Origin of the sequence: Citrobacter sp. 506 (assembly GCF_050434985.1) — a bacterium.
GTDB lineage: Bacteria > Pseudomonadota > Gammaproteobacteria > Enterobacterales > Enterobacteriaceae > Citrobacter > Citrobacter braakii.
On record NZ_JBNDJN010000001.1, the window covers coordinates 1,833,848 to 1,848,528 of the forward strand.

The window sequence follows — 14,681 nt, forward strand, 5'->3', positions numbered from 1 at the left end:
TGGACGAGGAGGTCCTGGCAATACTACCGCTGAGGAGGAACCGGAAAACCCTTCAGGGAAATCACGAAATTCTCACCGTCTTTCTTAATTTTTGCCCCGGCATCACACCAGTCGGAGGCAATACGGAAGAATTCATCGCTGCCGACATTCCAGCTCAGACGAACGTGTTTCACATAACCGGAGCGCAGCATTTCACAGGCTTCGCCGTAATTACAAGCGGTTGAGAGCGATTGTTGTTTCATTTTTTCTTCTTCAGTAATCTTCGCAATGCTTTGATTTCTTTAGGAGTCAGTGCGTCAACTACGGATTCTTCCGTATGCTGGCTATCGATATCCTCAGCGGAGACTCCCACCTCTTCAATGACGGAAAACGCGATCAGTAGCAGTTTTTCCGTGGCGATACTCAAATTTTCATTATGCACTTCAGCATAATGGCGAAGCTTTTCTTTTAGCGCCTCATCAACTTTGACATTCAATACAGCGGTCGACATCGTAGAAAATCCTTGTGGTCAGCCACAACACACCGGATGTAAGACCATGTCATTACAGCGCAATGGCGGCGGCAAAAGCTCAAATAACATCCCCAAAACACAGTGACAGTATTTGATGACAATAAAATGACGATCCGATGACAAAGAAAAGAAGATAAACAGAAGAGAAATTGCCGGACGGCAGAATTGGGTGGGGGCCCTGCCAGCTACATCCCGGCACACACGTCATCTGCCTTGGCTGCTTCCTTCCGGACCTGACCTGGTAAACAGAGTAGTGTTGCGGGAGAACCAACAGAGCCCCCATTGAGAGCGTTGTTAACCAACGCGCAGGCGCATTATCACTGCTGCACCCTGTAATTGCAACCCATCCAGCATCGGATGCTGTTTTCTTGTGCAATGCGGCTTCACTCCTTCGCCATTCGGCATTATGCTGGAGGATTAGCGCAGGAATAAATGATGGATATACAGGACTCTTTCCCCCAACGCGTCTGGCAAATTGTCGCTTCAATCCCCGAAGGTTTCGTCACCACGTATGGCGATGTTGCCCGGCTTGCGGGATCGCCGCGCGCTGCGCGTCAGGTAGGCGGCGTGCTTAAGCGTCTCCCCGAAGGCAGCACCCTGCCCTGGCATCGGGTGGTCAATCGCCACGGAGCCATTTCGCTGACGGGCCCCGACCTGCAACGACAACGTCAGGCGTTGCTGGCAGAAGGAATAGTGGTTTCAGGAAGCGGACAGATCGATTTACAGCGCTATCGCTGGGTGTACTAACCCTCTCCAGGCGGAGAGGGTTACAACGACTTTAGTACTGCGTGGGAGCCGGAACCGCAGATGACGGATTCACCTGGGTTGGTGAAGTAGACGGAACCGTGGTAGTAGCCCCACCGCTCGCCTGAACCGGTACTGCTGTTTGCTGTACAGGGACCAACGTCAGGTCGGCTTTAGTCCCACCCTGATTGATGACCGTCTGAACGGTATCAGTAATAAAGACCAGTTTATCATTTACCGTAATAGCCGCACTCAGCAGAATACGGGCGTTAGGTTGAATATCTGCCGGGTTAAACGGTAATACAAAGCTGAATGGCGCCTGTTTACCTTCAGTACGGACCGCTTTTTGCGACAGCACTTTTGACGGCGCATCGGCCAGTGAAGCATCTGACAGCGTAACGGTTAGCACCGCATCGGGTGGCAAGGCCACTTTCTGACGGATCCATACTGTACCGGAGACATTTGGCTGCTGAATTTTAGACTGTGTGTCAGAAATTGACGTATTAGGGCTTGGCGCAGGTGTCTGAATATCAGCGCTTTTATCGGCACAGGCCGCCAGAGCGACTGCAACCGCTAAACCACTTACCATGTGCACGAGTTTCATTAAATTCTCCTTATCATCTATGCACCAGCGAGAACTTTCCTCGCCAGAAGAGTGGTTAACAAAAACATAACGTGACTAAGTGTGGCACAAGACAGCTATTTTTGCCTGTAATAGGCCAGTAATTCAGACAATTGCACCCATCGGACCACTTTTAAAATTGCGTTATACTCTGCCTACCTCGCTGCGACATCGATATCACCTGGAGAGCACGTATGAGTCTGGCACTGAAAAATTTGCTGACATTGTTAAATCTGGAAAAAATTGAAGAAGGACTCTTTCGGGGCCAAAGTGAAGACTTAGGGTTACGTCAGGTTTTTGGGGGACAGGTTGTCGGTCAGGCGCTGTATGCCGCAAAAGAAACCGTACCGGAAGAGCGTCTGGTGCACTCTTTTCACAGCTACTTTTTACGCCCCGGCGATAGCCAAAAGCCCATCATCTATGATGTGGAAGTCCTGCGTGATGGTAACAGCTTCAGCGCGCGCCGCGTTGCCGCGATCCAGAATGGTAAACCCATTTTTTACATGACCGCCTCTTTTCAGGCACCGGAAGACGGATTTGAACATCAGAAAACCATGCCGGATGCGCCGGGTCCCGATGAGCTGAAATCAGAAACGGAAATTGCCCGCTCAGTGGCGCATTTGCTGCCGCCGCTGTTGAAAGAAAAATTTATCAACGATCGTCCGTTGGAAGTACGCCCTGTCGAGTTTCATAACCCCCTCAAAGGTCACGTCGCACCTCCGACGCGCCAGGTGTGGATTCGCGCTAACGGCGTGCTGCAGGACGATCTGCGCGTCCATCAGTATCTGCTGGGTTATGCCTCAGACCTGAACTTCCTGCCTGTTGCGCTGCAACCGTACGGGATTGGCTTCCTGGAAAAAGGGATTCAGATCGCCACCATTGACCATTCTATGTGGTTCCACCGTCCGTTTAATATCAATGAATGGCTGCTATATAACGTCGAGAGTACTTCGGCATCCGGTGCCCGGGGCTTTGTACGCGGAGAGTTTTATACCCAGGATGGCGTGCTGGTCGCTTCTACCGTACAGGAAGGGGTAATGCGTAATCGCAATTGAGAATTACCGGATGGTGGCGCAAAAGCGTTGCCATCCGGCAAATTGAGAATCAGGCGTTGTAAGCGTTCTCGCCGTGACTGTTTACATCCAGACCTTCGCGCTCCTGCTCTTCCGGTACGCGCAAACCAACCGTCATATCCGCCAGCTTATAGCCAATGAAAGCCACCACACCAGACCAGACGATGGTGATCGCCACGCTTTCCAGTTGCACCAGCAGCTGATGCCCCATGGTCACGCCCTCGGCAAAGCCCACGCCTCCCAAAGAGCTGGCAGCGAAAACTCCGGTCAGGATACAGCCGACAATACCGCACACACCGTGAACGCCAAACACGTCACACGGATCGTCCACACGCAGAAAACGCTTCAGCATGGTCACGCCCCACAGGCCTGCCAGACCCGCAACGACACCGATAATCAGCGCGCCGCCGACACCGATATAGCCACATGCAGGTGTTACGCCCACCAGACCCGCAATGGCGCCAGAGCAGGCGCCCAGCAGAGACGGTTTACCACGCAGCGCCCATTCACCGAAGATCCATCCGAGGATGGCTGCAGCGGTGGCGACCACGGTATTGACGAAGGCCAGTGCGGCGATTTCATTTGCCGTACCCGCTGAACCAGCGTTAAAGCCAAACCAACCAATGTAGAGAATAGCGGTACCGGTGAAGACCATCGGCAGGTTATGCGGTTTAAAAGCTTCTTTGCCAAAACCGACACGTTTGCCAATCAGATACGCGCCTACCAGACCGGCAATCGCCGCGTTGATGTGCACAACCGTTCCGCCGGCAAAATCCAGCGCGCCGTGGGAAGCCAGCAAGCCGCCGCCCCAGACCATATGCGCAATGGGGATGTACGACAGCGTTAACCATACCACCACAAAAATCAGCACCGCGGAGAAGCGAATACGTTCAGCCAGCGCACCGACGATTAGCCCAACGGTGATGCAGGCGAACGAGCCCTGAAAAGCAACGTGAATGTACTGGTAGAAGCTCCCCGTTACCGCCGTTAGCGCAATATTCTTCAGCAATACCCAGTTGAAGTTGCCGAAGAAATTATTTCCTTCGCCAAAGGCCAGTGAGTAGCCATAAACCACCCATAAAATACAAACCAGAGCAAATGTCACCGTAACCTGAGTCAGCATCGACAGCACGTTCTTACCGCGAATCAAACCGCCGTAGAACAGCGCAATGCCAGGGATGGTCATAAACAGCACCAGCGCGGTACAGATCATCATAAAAGCGTTATCCGCTTTATCCGCAACCGCCGGTGCCGCCATCGCCAGTCCCGGCAGCAGCGCCAGTGAAGCAATACCTGTTTTCATCGTTGCTATCTTCATTTTTTGGTTTCCTATCACTGTGTGCCAGACGTTACAGTGCGGCTTCGTCGGCTTCGCCGGTACGAATACGAATCACACGTTGCAGCTCGGCGACGAAGATTTTGCCGTCGCCAATTTTTCCGGTGTATGCCGCCTTACTGATGACATCAATCACGCCATCCAGTTGGTCGTCGGCAATCGCCACATCAATCTTCACCTTCGGCAGAAAATTGACGCTATATTCAGCCCCACGGTACAGCTCAGCATGACCTTTCTGTCGGCCAAACCCCTTCACTTCGGTGACGGTCAGCCCCTGAATACCAATAGACGACAATGCTTCACGGACGTCTTCCAGTTTGAACGGTTTGATTACCACGGTAACCAGCTTCATAGATCCCCTCCAGTCAGAATTCAGTAGTGGCTGCAGATACACGAGAGGAATATTGCAAGGGATGTGCCAGGAATGAAAAAGGCGGGATGATTCAGGTTCTCAGGGTACTTCCGGGAGAGAAAAAGAAAAAACGCACTATAACGGTGCATAGTGCGTTACATTTTTGCACCAGATTGTTGATTGCCGGATGGCAGCGTAAACGCCTTACCCGGCCTACGAGACCGTGCTGGCCCCAGACCGGATAAGCGCCGCGCCATCAGGCGATAACAGAATCGTCTTGCGTACTGGCGGCTAACTCTTCACCCGCCAGCTGCAGCTGATACATCTGCCAGTAACGGCCTTGCGCCGCGAGTAATTGCTGGTGCGTACCACGCTCAACCGCCTGACCGCGATGCAGCACCAGAATGGTGTCCGCATCAACAATCGTCGATAACCGATGCGCAATCACCACCAGCGTGGTGTGTTCACGTACCGCCGCCAGAGCTTGCTGAATGGCCTGTTCAGTACCGGAGTCAATACTGGCCGTGGCTTCGTCGAGGATCAACACCTGTGGCGTTTCAACCAACACCCGCGCCAACGCCAGCAGCTGTTTTTGACCAACGGAGAGATTATTGCCCTGCTCGCCCAGCCGGGTATGAATCCCCTCGCTCAGACCTCGCGCCAGTTCTGCCAGTTGCACGGTCTCCAGCGCCTGCCATACCCGCTCTTCTGAAATATCGCGGCCCAGCGTGACGTTCGCCAGGAAGGTATCTGCCATCACCACCGGATCCTGCTGCACCATGGCGATGCCCTGACGTAACGCACCGTGGCTCAGTGAAGACAGCGGCCGTCCATCAAGGCGGATTTCCCCCTGCGTCAGCGGGTAGTAACCCATCAGCAGGCTGGCGAGCGTGCTTTTACCACTGCCGGTGTGTCCGACCAAAGCCACAAAGCTGCGCGAAGGCACGGACATACTGATATTTTGCAGCACCAGATTGTCGTCGCGATAGGCAAATGAAACGTTATCCACCTCAATGTCCCCGCTCTTTAGCGGTCGCTCATCTTCACCATAGCGCTGACGTGGCCCATCCATCAGTTCGAACACTCGCTCACCGGCGACAACCGCCTGCTGCAGCATTGATTGCTGAGTGGTCAACTCGATCAGCGGTTCGTTCAAACGGCCGAGATAGCTGATAAACGCGTACAGCACGCCAACCTCGATCGAGCTGCCAGAGGTAAAACTGAACAGCATCAGCAATCCGCAGAGGATCAGCGCCGAGAAAAGGCTAAGCAGCGGGCGCAACAAAAAACCATCCAGTCGCAGGGTCTGCATACGCGCCATATAGTGCGAGCGGCTTGCTTCGCCCATTCTCTCGCCAAATCGCGCCTGCTGGCGGAACTGCTGGATAACACTCATGCCGTTGATGACTTCGTTAAAGCCATCGTTAATATCCGCCAGATAAGCGCGAACCCGGCGCACAATCGGGGTGCTGTAGCGTTGATAAATCACCATCACCACCAGCACGGCCGGGAAAATGGCCATCGCCACTACCGCCATACGCCACTCAAGGCTGAACATCGCTACCAGCATGGCGCCAATTAATGCCGCGCTGCGCAGGACTGTTGCTACCACCGTCACGTACAGGTCGCGAATAACTTCGGTGTCGTTGGTCACGCGGGAGATTAGCTGCCCGACGGGTTGAGTATCAAAGGCGCTGAGCGGCTGGCGCAGCGCAGCGTCCATTACGTCGGTGCGCAACTGTTGTACTACGCCAACTGCCGCCTGGTTAAACAACAATGACTGCGCGTAATGCAGGCCAGCCGCCAGCAGTTGCAGACCGATATATGCCGCAACCAGCCCGGCGACCATCGCCAGCGGCAGATTATTCTTCGCCACCATGTTATCGATAAAATAGCTAATCAGCAGCGGACCGCTGACTTCCGCCGCAGCCGCCACCCACAGCATGACTACCGCAATAGCCAGCTGTTTTCGCCATGGAGAGCCATACGCCAGCAATCTTTTTAGGGTCGGCCATAATTGCCCAAAACTACGCATTAGCCGCCTCCTCGTTTATCTCTGGTGCATCAGTCAGCGCCGCTTCCAGTTGCTGATAGCGGTACATATCGCGATACCAGCCAGGCTGCTGCACTAACGCATCATGCTCGCCGCGCTGGGCAATATGCCCATGCTGCATCACGATAATCTCACTGGCTTCCGTCAGGGCCGATAAACGGTGGGCGCTAATAATGACGGTTCTGCCTTCGCCCCACTGGCGCAGGTTATGCAGGATCTGATGCTCGGTACGACCATCTACCGCCGACAGCGCATCATCCAGAATCAAGATTTCAGCGTTCAGGAGTAGCGCTCGAGCGATAGAAATACGCTGTTTTTGCCCTCCAGACAGCATCACCCCTCGTTCGCCCACTTCGGTGTCGTAGCCCTGCGGAAGACGTAAAATATCCTCATGAACGCTGGCAAGGCGTGCCACATACTCGATCTCTTCCTGCGTGGCCTGAGGGCGTCCTAACGCGATGTTATTGCCAATGGTATCCGAAAACAGGAATGGCGTCTGGCTGACAACTGCCAACCGGCTGCGCCAGCTATCCAGTTGTAATCGCGTTAAGGGGATATCATGAAAGCGCACATCGCCGTGGGTGATATCAAAATGACGCTGAATCAGCGACAGCACCGTACTTTTCCCCGCGCCGGTAGGCCCACAAATGCCCAGCATCTGCCCAGGTTTAAGCTGGAAGTTCACATTTTCCAGCGCCGGGTGTGCCGTTTGCGGGTAGCAAAATTCGCGAATCGCCACCGCCAGCTCCCCACGCCCTTCCGGTACCGGTTCGGTGCCGTCATCCACCACCGGCGCTTCAGACAGCATGGCGCGAATACGGCTATACGCCGCGCTGCCACGTTCGACGATGTTAAACATCCATGCCAGCGCCAGCATCGGCCAAATCATCAAACCCAGATACATCATAAAGCTGGTGAGCTGGCCGAGCGTCAGCGAGCCGTGCACCACCATCCAGCTTCCCCCAGCAATCGCCAGTAGGTTAGCCATGCCAATGGCGATATAAATCGTGGGATCAAAACGGGCGTCAATGCGCGCCACGCGCAGGTTTTTCTTACCGGTATCTTCGGCATCGGTGGCAAATAATGCCGATTGCCGATCCTCCAGACCGAAGGCCTTGATCATGCGAATACTGGTCAGGCTTTCCTGAGTACGGTCGTTGAGACTGGAAAACGCCGCCTGCGCCAGCTTAAAACGGTTATGGAGTCGATCGCCGTAACGTTTGATCATCAACGCCATCACCGGCATCGGCAGCAGCGCAATTAACGTCAGCTGCCAGCTTATCTGCGTTGACATCACGATCAGCACCGCACATCCCATTACCAGCGAATCTACCAGCGTCAGCACGCCTTCTCCGGCGGCAAATACGACCCGATCGACATCGTTGGTCGCACGCGCCATCAGATCGCCCGTGCGGTGACGCAGATAAAATTCTGGATGCTGGCGACTCAACTGACGGTAATAATCTTCCCGCAGCTCAACCGCCAGTTGGTAGGATGCGCCAAACAGCAGCACGCGCCAGACATAGCGCAGCAAATAAACCACCACTGCAATCAGGGCAATTGTTCCCACCCACATCAGCAGCCACTCGGTGGTGAAGCGTTGAGTCGTCACGCCATCCACAATGATCCCGACCACTTTCGGCGGAATAAGCTGAAGGATAGCGATGATGATAAGCAGGGCCACCGCCCCGAGGTAGCGACGCCACTCCCGGCGGAAGTACCAGCTTAATTGAGCAAATAATCGCACGCGTTATGTCCTGACAAGATTTCCGGCAATAAGCGCCGGGAGAGTTATTCAATAGGGAGAGCAGTTGTGTATTTAATCTGTTCCATCGCAAAGCTGGAGGTGACGTCAGACAGGCCCGGTACGCTGTTCACCAGGCGCTTATAAAATTCATCGTAGCTTTTCATATCGGCGACCTGCACTCGCATCAGGTAATCATATTCCCCTGCCATACGCCAGAACCCCAGAACCTCCGGCATACCGGTGACTTCGGTGACAAAGCGGCAATACCATTCACTGCTGTGATGCTGAGTCTTAATCAGCACAAACGCGGTCAGCCCCAGCCCCAATTTTTCTGGATCCAACAGGGCGACTCTACCCAGCAGGATACCGTCATCCTCAAGCCGTTTGAGGCGTTTCCAGCAGGGGGTGGTAGTCAGATTAACGGCATCTGCTAACGCCTGCAAAGAAAGGGTGCAGTCCTGTTGCAGTAAGCTAAGCAGCTTACGGTCAATTTTGTCTAACATATCCACTCCACAGAGAAGAATTTTCTCCTTACATTCTATTTTAAAGGCTAAATGGCAACAATTTTTTCCGTGCTTTTCGCTATTCTTGGCACAAAATGACAAATGGATATCTATTAATGATGAATAGCTCCTGGGTTAAAAACGCCATCAATGAAATCAACGCGGATTATCAGCGTTCTGCGGATACGCATCTCATTCGTCTGTCGCTACCGGCGTTCCCGGGCATTCAGATCTATTTAAAGGATGAGAGCACGCATCCCACCGGGAGCCTGAAGCATCGTCTGGCGCGTTCACTGTTTCTGTACGGATTGTGCAATGGCTGGATTAAAGAAGGCACCACCATCATTGAATCATCGTCCGGTTCAACGGCGGTCTCTGAGGCTTATTTCGCCCGACTGTTAGGACTGCCGTTTATTGCCGTCATGCCTTCCTGTACGGCGAAGCGTAAAATTGAACAGATTGAGTTTTACGGCGGTCGCTGTCATTTCGTGGAAAGCGCCTGTGAAATCTATGCGGCCTCTGAACAGCTGGCGCGTGAGCTGAACGGTCATTACATGGACCAGTTCACTTATGCTGAGCGCGCTACCGACTGGCGTGGCAATAACAATATTGCTGACAGCATCTTCCGTCAGATGCAGTGCGAGCCCAACCCCGTCCCCCGCCATATTGTGATGAGCGCCGGAACCGGCGGCACCTCTGCAACCATTGGCCGCTATATTCGTTGTCAGGGCTACGACACCCGCCTGATGGTGGTGGATCCGGAAAACTCAGTCTTTCTGCCCTTCTGGCAGGATCGCGATACAACGTTACGCAGCCCGGTAGGAAGCAAAATCGAAGGCATCGGCCGCCCACGTGTCGAACCCTCCTTCATTCCTGACGTAGTCGATGAAATGCTGCGCGTACCGGATGCCGCAAGCGTGGCCACCGCACACTGGCTGGAAACGCAGTTGGGCCGCAAAGTCGGCGCTTCAACCGGCACCAACATGTGGGGAACGCTGCAACTTGCCGCCCGTATGCGCGATGCCGGAGAAAGCGGTTCACTGGTCACGCTGCTGTGCGACAGCGGCGAACGCTATCTTGAAACCTACTACAACCCGCAGTGGATCGACACGCACATCGGTGATTTAACGCCGTGGAAAGCGGAACTCACCCGGCTTCTGAACACCCATTAATGGGATAAAAAAAAGCCAGACGCGAAGTCTGGCTTGCTGGAAGGGATCTCTCATTCGGGGGAATAAGGTAGATGCGGATTGTCCAGCCAATGCGTCAAAAAGTGTGACACCGCCTGATTGCGGCAATGCCCAATCACCGACAAATGCGGCAGTTCAGCAATCAGTTGTGGCATCGCGTTACCCATAATCAGGCCGCGCCCAACGCTACCTAACATTTCGCGATCGTTCATGGCATCGCCAAACGCCATACATTCGGCCATTGAATAACCTAAGTGGTCGCTTAGTACCGCCAGCGCCGATCCTTTGTTACAGCCCAGCGGCAGCACCTCAAGGCAATCAACCGCGGAAAAACAGAGATTTGCCTGCTCACCCAGCGCCTCATTCAGTTGAATGCGTAATTGGATCAGGGAGTCATGATCCCCACAGAAACAGACTTTCGTTACCTGATGAGCCGGGATACGTTTCACATCGACGATCTGGTAGCGAAATCCGCTATACACATGCGCCTGTAGCAGCGATGGGATCTCTTGTCCGGTGAACCAACCGTTGTCATTAAAGACATGCATGCTGGCTGTGGTATCCCACTTCTGATGTAACACGATATCCGCCACAGTCGGATCCAGATCCTGACGGTGCAATACATCGCCCTCAACAGAGTGAATGCGCGTGCCGTTACCCGTGATCAAAAAGGCGTCCAGTGAGATAGACCCCAAAATATGGCGCATCTCCAGCACATGGCGGCCGGTGGCAAATGTCAGGGTGATCTCGCGTTCACGCAGGCGCGCCAGCGTTGAAAGCGTTTCGTCACCTAAATGGTGATTCGGCATCAAAAGGGTGCCATCCATATCAAATGCAGCCAGACGAGCCATTTCTTTCTCCACACTGTGACGCGGTTAACTTATGATTCAGTATCACCTGAGATATACGGAAGTAATAGTGAATAGATAAAATGAATTGTTCCGGGTTTATTACACAAAATCATTCAAGTTGCATCCAGGCGGCAAGTGAGTGAGCGTCCAGGAGCATGCAGTGACTGGGGTGAATTAACGCCGCCAACAAAGAGGCAGCTTGAAGGATGACGTGTATATGAGATTGTTGAATCGCCTGAATCAGTACCAACGCCTGTGGCAGCCGTCGGCGGGAGAACCGCAGTCGGTGACCGTCAGGGAGCTGGCAGAACGCTGTTTTTGCAGCGAGCGCCACGTGCGTACCCTGATGAAGCAAGCGCAGGATGCTGGCTGGCTGGAGTGGCACGCCCAGTCGGGACGTGGGAAACGCGGGCATCTGCGCTTTTTGGTGACGCCAGATTCGCTACGCAGCATTATGATGGAACAAGCGCTGCAAAAGGGGGAGCAACTTAGCGTACTGGAGCTGGCTCAGCTGGCGCCGGGAGAATTAAGAACGCTGCTCCAGCCGTTTATGGGCGGGCAGTGGCAAAACGACACGCCAACCCTGCGTATCCCCTATTACCGCCAGCTCGACCCTTTGCACCCTGGATTTCTCCCTGGTCGCGCAGAGCAACACCTCGCCGGACAAATATTCTCGGGCCTGACCCGGTTCGACAGTATTACGCAACGCCCCTGCGGAGATTTAGCCCACCACTGGAATATCTCCGCCGACGGCCAGCGCTGGGATTTCTATATTCGCTCCACCCTGTACTGGCATAACGGCGATGCGGTCAGCAGCACACAGCTACATCAACAGTTGCTGAAGCTGTTAGAGCTACCCGCGTTAAACAAGCTGTTTATCAGCGTAAAGCGCATTGAGGTGACGCATCCCCAGTGCCTAACCTTTATTTTGCATCGCCCCGACTTCTGGCTGGCGCATCGTCTGGCAAGCTACAGCAGTCACCTGGCACATCCCGAACTCCCGTTTGTTGGTACCGGTCCGTTTCGGTTGACGCTATTTACCCCAGACCTGGTGCGCATCGAGAGTCACGATCACTACCACCTGAGTCATCCGCTACTAAAAGCCATTGAATACTGGATAACCCCGCAGCTTTTCTCCCAGGATTTGGGCACCAGCTGTCGCCATCCGGTTCAAATTGCAATTGGTAAACCCGAAGAGCTTCCCATGCTAAGCCAGGTAAGCAGCGGGATCAGCCTCGGTTTCTGCTATCTCACGCTCAGAAAAAGCGCGCGGCTGAATACGCAGCAGGCCCGTCGCCTGGTCAATATTATCCACCGCTCTTCCCTGCTACAAACGCTTGACGTGGATGAAAACCTGATCACGCCAAGCAATGCGCTGCTGCCGGGATGGACGATCCCCCAATGGGATGAACTGGACGACGTGCCGCTACCGGAAAAGCTTACGCTGGCCTATCACCTGCCGGTAGAATTGCACGCCATGGCTGAACAGCTTCGCCAGGCGCTAGCGCTACTCGGCTGTGAATTAACGCTTATTTTTCATAATGCTAAAAACTGGGATGGCGACCATCCTTTAGCCCAGGCCGACCTGATGATGGGAGACAGGCTGATTGGCGAAGCGCCTGAATATACCCTCGAACAGTGGCTGCGCTGCGATCAGCTCTGGTCACATGTATTGAGCTCGCCGGCATATACTCATCTGCAAACCACCCTGGATGCCCTGCAAATCCAGGCCGATGAGGACGATCGTCATGCGGCTTTACAACACGTTTTCGCCTCGCTGATGCATGACGCGACCCTGACACCGCTGTTCAATTATCACTATCGTATTAGCGCTCCGCCGGGCGTGAACGGCGTACGCCTGAATCCTCGCGGCTGGTTTGAATTTACCGAAGCCTGGCTACCGCCCCCGTCGGCGTGAAGAAGCTGGTCGGCGACACGCCCAGGCGCTACCATAAGGGTTTCGTTATTTGTCAGGAAAAACCATGAAACGTGCCGTTGTTGTATTCAGTGGGGGTCAGGACTCCACAACCTGTCTGGCGCAAGCGCTGCATCAGTATGATGAAGTACACTGCGTGACCTTTGATTATGGTCAGCGCCATCGCGCTGAGATTGATGTCGCACGTGACCTGGCCTTAAAACTTGGCGCGCGTGCGCACAAGGTACTTGATGTAACGCTGCTCAGCGAACTGGCCGTCAGCAGCCTGACCCGCGATAACATTCCGGTACCCGATTACGAACCGGATGCGAACGGCATTCCCAATACCTTTGTGCCAGGGCGCAATATTCTGTTTTTAACGCTGGCGGCGATTTACGCGTATCAGGTGCAGGCGGAGGCGGTCATTACCGGCGTTTGTGAAACGGATTTCTCTGGATATCCGGACTGCCGCGATGAGTTCGTCAAAGCCCTGAACCATGCCGTAAGCCTGGGAATGGCGAAAGATATTCGCTTTGAAACCCCGCTGATGTGGATCGATAAAGCCGAAACCTGGGCACTGGCCGATTACTGGGGCAAGCTGGACCTGGTACGCGAAGAAACGCTGACCTGCTATAACGGCATCAAAGGTGACGGTTGCGGTCACTGCGCGGCCTGTAATCTGCGCGCCAACGGCCTGAACCATTATCTGGCAGATAAACCGGCAGTGATGGCGGCAATGAAGCAGAAAACAGGACTAAAGTGATCGTTTTGCCGGATAGCGGTGCACGCACCTTATCCGGCTTTCGACATTCACCATGGTCAATATCGCCCGTAAGCCTGATAAGCGAAGCGCCGTCAGGCTTCCTTCCATCACTTCACCATCTGCTCCAGTTTTTCGCGCAACTCCCCTTCCAGCGGTAGCGCCTTTTGCGTTTTCAAATCAATACAGACGAAGGTAATCAACGCGTCTGCCACCACCTGTCCTTCCGGCTCCAGGGTGATAGTCTGGTTCAACACACCGCTTTTGCCATTTAACTGTTGCACCTGACTGGTAATGGTCAGCAGGTCGCTCAGCACCGCAGGGCGGCGGTAGTTAATGTTAATATTCACGACCACAAAAGCGATGTTGTGTGCGGTCATCCACTGAAAGCTGTCGCTGTTTTCCAGGCCATCCCAGCGGGCTTCTTCCAGAAACTCAAGATAGCGAGCATTGTTAACGTGCTGATAGACATCAAGATGAAAACCACGAACTTTGATTTGTGTTTGCATAGCGCAGGAGCCTTACGTTGTTTTTATAGGAACACACTTCAGGGTAAGAGGTCATAACTGGTATGACCTCTACAGTCTGGCAAACTTTCAGCACTCTGCAAGTTATTAAAGTGTTAAAACTGCCAGATTGCGCTCTACCAGCGAACTCCCCATGCCCGGCACCTGCTTTAAGTCCTCCACCGTTTTAAACGGCCCGTACTCCTCACGATAGCTGACAATCGCCTGTGCTTTCTTCAGACCTACGCCATTCATGACTCGCGCTAAATCCTCCGCAGAAGCGCTGTTGATGCTTACCCTGGTGCCTTCATCATCGCTCGCTTTAGCCTGTTGCGTGGCTTTGCTTTGTGCTACTCCCGTAGCATCCGCTTTGGCTTGAGTCGCCTGGCTTTTGGCGACTGGCTCTGCAGCCAGTGCGCTTTGAGCCATACCGGCACAGGTCAATGAAAGGGTAATAAGCAGGGCTTTGATTCCATGTTTCATACTGTTTTCTCCTTGTTTGTTAACAGTGGAATCAC

At 53.8% G+C, this 14,681-nt stretch carries 15 protein-coding genes, 1 other RNA gene and 1 pseudogene; 5 read left to right on the forward strand and 12 right to left on the reverse strand.

The features are described 5' to 3' along the window. Positions 1-23: 23 nt before the first annotated feature. The 3 genes from ABIE10_RS08990 to ffs all read right to left on the reverse strand — a co-directional run bounded on the left by ABIE10_RS08990 (position 24) and on the right by ffs (position 784). Positions 24-242, reverse strand: coding sequence for a hypothetical protein (locus tag ABIE10_RS08990; protein ID WP_016152066.1), 219 nt, complete (start codon positions 240-242; stop codon positions 24-26). Further along, positions 239-490 carry a hypothetical protein gene (locus tag ABIE10_RS08995; protein ID WP_259685574.1) on the reverse strand — a complete coding sequence of 84 codons (252 nt, stop codon included), beginning with the start codon at positions 488-490 and terminating at the stop codon, positions 239-241. Before ABIE10_RS08995 ends, ABIE10_RS08990 begins: the two co-directional genes overlap by 4 nt. 197 nt (positions 491-687) lie before the next feature. Further along, positions 688-784: signal recognition particle sRNA small type (ffs, locus tag ABIE10_RS09000), an RNA gene on the reverse strand. 84 nt (positions 785-868) lie between these two features. On the opposite strand from ffs, the pseudogene ABIE10_RS09005 reads away from it, so the two are divergent. Continuing rightward, positions 869-1,258, forward strand: a pseudogene (locus tag ABIE10_RS09005) (MGMT family protein). Positions 1,259-1,289: 31 nt separating this feature from the next. On the opposite strand, the gene ABIE10_RS09010 reads toward ABIE10_RS09005, so the two are convergent. Beyond that, on the reverse strand, positions 1,290-1,859 hold the full coding sequence (locus tag ABIE10_RS09010) for a YbaY family lipoprotein (protein ID WP_016152063.1): 570 nt from the start codon (positions 1,857-1,859) through the stop codon (positions 1,290-1,292). 212 nt (positions 1,860-2,071) lie between these two features. Here ABIE10_RS09010 and tesB point away from each other — a divergent pair, with 212 nt between their 5' ends. Further along, positions 2,072-2,932 (forward strand): acyl-CoA thioesterase II, encoded by an 861-nt coding sequence (gene tesB / locus ABIE10_RS09015; protein WP_016152062.1) that lies wholly within the window; start codon positions 2,072-2,074, stop codon positions 2,930-2,932. Positions 2,933-2,981: 49 nt separating this feature from the next. On the opposite strand, the gene amtB is transcribed toward tesB, so the two are convergent. The 5 genes from amtB to decR all read right to left on the reverse strand — a co-directional run bounded on the left by amtB (position 2,982) and on the right by decR (position 8,941). Beyond that, positions 2,982-4,268: an ammonium transporter AmtB gene (amtB, locus tag ABIE10_RS09020; protein ID WP_008783954.1), complete on the reverse strand. Its 1,287-nt coding sequence runs from the start codon at positions 4,266-4,268 to the stop codon at positions 2,982-2,984. A gap of 31 nt (positions 4,269-4,299) precedes the next feature. Beyond that, positions 4,300-4,638, reverse strand: a complete 339-nt coding sequence (gene glnK, locus ABIE10_RS09025) for a P-II family nitrogen regulator (RefSeq protein ID WP_003021657.1) — start codon at positions 4,636-4,638, stop codon at positions 4,300-4,302. A gap of 256 nt (positions 4,639-4,894) precedes the next feature. Further along, positions 4,895-6,673, reverse strand: coding sequence for a SmdB family multidrug efflux ABC transporter permease/ATP-binding protein (locus tag ABIE10_RS09030; RefSeq protein ID WP_053388981.1), 1,779 nt, complete (start codon positions 6,671-6,673; stop codon positions 4,895-4,897). After that, positions 6,666-8,438, reverse strand: a complete 1,773-nt coding sequence (locus tag ABIE10_RS09035; RefSeq protein ID WP_425135516.1) for a SmdA family multidrug ABC transporter permease/ATP-binding protein — start codon at positions 8,436-8,438, stop codon at positions 6,666-6,668. The genes ABIE10_RS09030 and ABIE10_RS09035 overlap by 8 nt, the downstream gene beginning before the upstream one ends. Before the next feature lie 44 nt (positions 8,439-8,482). Next, positions 8,483-8,941: a DNA-binding transcriptional regulator DecR gene (gene decR / locus ABIE10_RS09040; RefSeq protein ID WP_016152059.1), complete on the reverse strand. Its 459-nt coding sequence runs from the start codon at positions 8,939-8,941 to the stop codon at positions 8,483-8,485. Between the two features lie 116 nt (positions 8,942-9,057). Here decR and ABIE10_RS09045 point away from each other — a divergent pair, with 116 nt between their 5' ends. Continuing rightward, complete coding sequence (locus ABIE10_RS09045) at positions 9,058-10,113, forward strand: PLP-dependent cysteine synthase family protein (RefSeq protein ID WP_429155347.1); 1,056 nt, start codon at positions 9,058-9,060, stop codon at positions 10,111-10,113. Between the two features lie 50 nt (positions 10,114-10,163). On the opposite strand, the gene cof is transcribed toward ABIE10_RS09045, so the two are convergent. Next, a complete protein-coding gene (cof, locus tag ABIE10_RS09050; RefSeq protein ID WP_047357700.1) occupies positions 10,164-10,982 on the reverse strand; it encodes an HMP-PP phosphatase in 819 nt (272 codons plus the stop codon). A 217-nt stretch (positions 10,983-11,199) separates the two neighbouring features. Between cof and ABIE10_RS09055 the strand changes: the two genes are divergently transcribed. Both ABIE10_RS09055 and queC read left to right on the forward strand, forming a co-directional pair. Further along, on the forward strand, positions 11,200-12,900 hold the full coding sequence (locus tag ABIE10_RS09055) for an SgrR family transcriptional regulator (RefSeq protein ID WP_429155349.1): 1,701 nt from the start codon (positions 11,200-11,202) through the stop codon (positions 12,898-12,900). Positions 12,901-12,964: 64 nt separating this feature from the next. Then, positions 12,965-13,660, forward strand: a complete 696-nt coding sequence (gene queC / locus ABIE10_RS09060; RefSeq protein ID WP_003021638.1) for a 7-cyano-7-deazaguanine synthase QueC — start codon at positions 12,965-12,967, stop codon at positions 13,658-13,660. A 107-nt stretch (positions 13,661-13,767) separates the two neighbouring features. On the opposite strand, the gene fadM is transcribed toward queC, so the two are convergent. Continuing rightward, positions 13,768-14,166: a long-chain acyl-CoA thioesterase FadM gene (gene fadM, locus ABIE10_RS09065; RefSeq protein WP_016152055.1), complete on the reverse strand. Its 399-nt coding sequence runs from the start codon at positions 14,164-14,166 to the stop codon at positions 13,768-13,770. Positions 14,167-14,271: 105 nt separating this feature from the next. Next, positions 14,272-14,646: a helix-hairpin-helix domain-containing protein gene (locus ABIE10_RS09070; protein WP_429155352.1), complete on the reverse strand. Its 375-nt coding sequence runs from the start codon at positions 14,644-14,646 to the stop codon at positions 14,272-14,274. Positions 14,647-14,681: the final 35 nt, after the last annotated feature.

What these genes read in the sequence shown, in the direction of transcription:
- decR (WP_016152059.1), bottom strand. Translation starts at nt 8,941, where the DNA reads ATGTTAGACAAAATTGACCGTAAGCTGCTTAGCTTACTGCAACAGGAC.
- cof (WP_047357700.1), bottom strand. Translation starts at nt 10,982, where the DNA reads ATGGCTCGTCTGGCTGCATTTGATATGGATGGCACCCTTTTGATGCCG.
- queC (WP_003021638.1), top strand. Translation starts at nt 12,965, where the DNA reads ATGAAACGTGCCGTTGTTGTATTCAGTGGGGGTCAGGACTCCACAACC.
- amtB (WP_008783954.1), bottom strand. Translation starts at nt 4,268, where the DNA reads ATGAAGATAGCAACGATGAAAACAGGTATTGCTTCACTGGCGCTGCTG.
- ABIE10_RS09030 (WP_053388981.1), bottom strand. Translation starts at nt 6,673, where the DNA reads ATGCGTAGTTTTGGGCAATTATGGCCGACCCTAAAAAGATTGCTGGCG.
- glnK (WP_003021657.1), bottom strand. Translation starts at nt 4,638, where the DNA reads ATGAAGCTGGTTACCGTGGTAATCAAACCGTTCAAACTGGAAGACGTC.
- ABIE10_RS09045 (WP_429155347.1), top strand. Translation starts at nt 9,058, where the DNA reads ATGATGAATAGCTCCTGGGTTAAAAACGCCATCAATGAAATCAACGCG.
- ABIE10_RS08995 (WP_259685574.1), bottom strand. Translation starts at nt 490, where the DNA reads ATGTCGACCGCTGTATTGAATGTCAAAGTTGATGAGGCGCTAAAAGAA.
- ABIE10_RS08990 (WP_016152066.1), bottom strand. Translation starts at nt 242, where the DNA reads ATGAAACAACAATCGCTCTCAACCGCTTGTAATTACGGCGAAGCCTGT.
- ABIE10_RS09055 (WP_429155349.1), top strand. Translation starts at nt 11,200, where the DNA reads ATGAGATTGTTGAATCGCCTGAATCAGTACCAACGCCTGTGGCAGCCG.
- ABIE10_RS09070 (WP_429155352.1), bottom strand. Translation starts at nt 14,646, where the DNA reads ATGAAACATGGAATCAAAGCCCTGCTTATTACCCTTTCATTGACCTGT.
- tesB (WP_016152062.1), top strand. Translation starts at nt 2,072, where the DNA reads ATGAGTCTGGCACTGAAAAATTTGCTGACATTGTTAAATCTGGAAAAA.
- fadM (WP_016152055.1), bottom strand. Translation starts at nt 14,166, where the DNA reads ATGCAAACACAAATCAAAGTTCGTGGTTTTCATCTTGATGTCTATCAG.
- ABIE10_RS09010 (WP_016152063.1), bottom strand. Translation starts at nt 1,859, where the DNA reads ATGAAACTCGTGCACATGGTAAGTGGTTTAGCGGTTGCAGTCGCTCTG.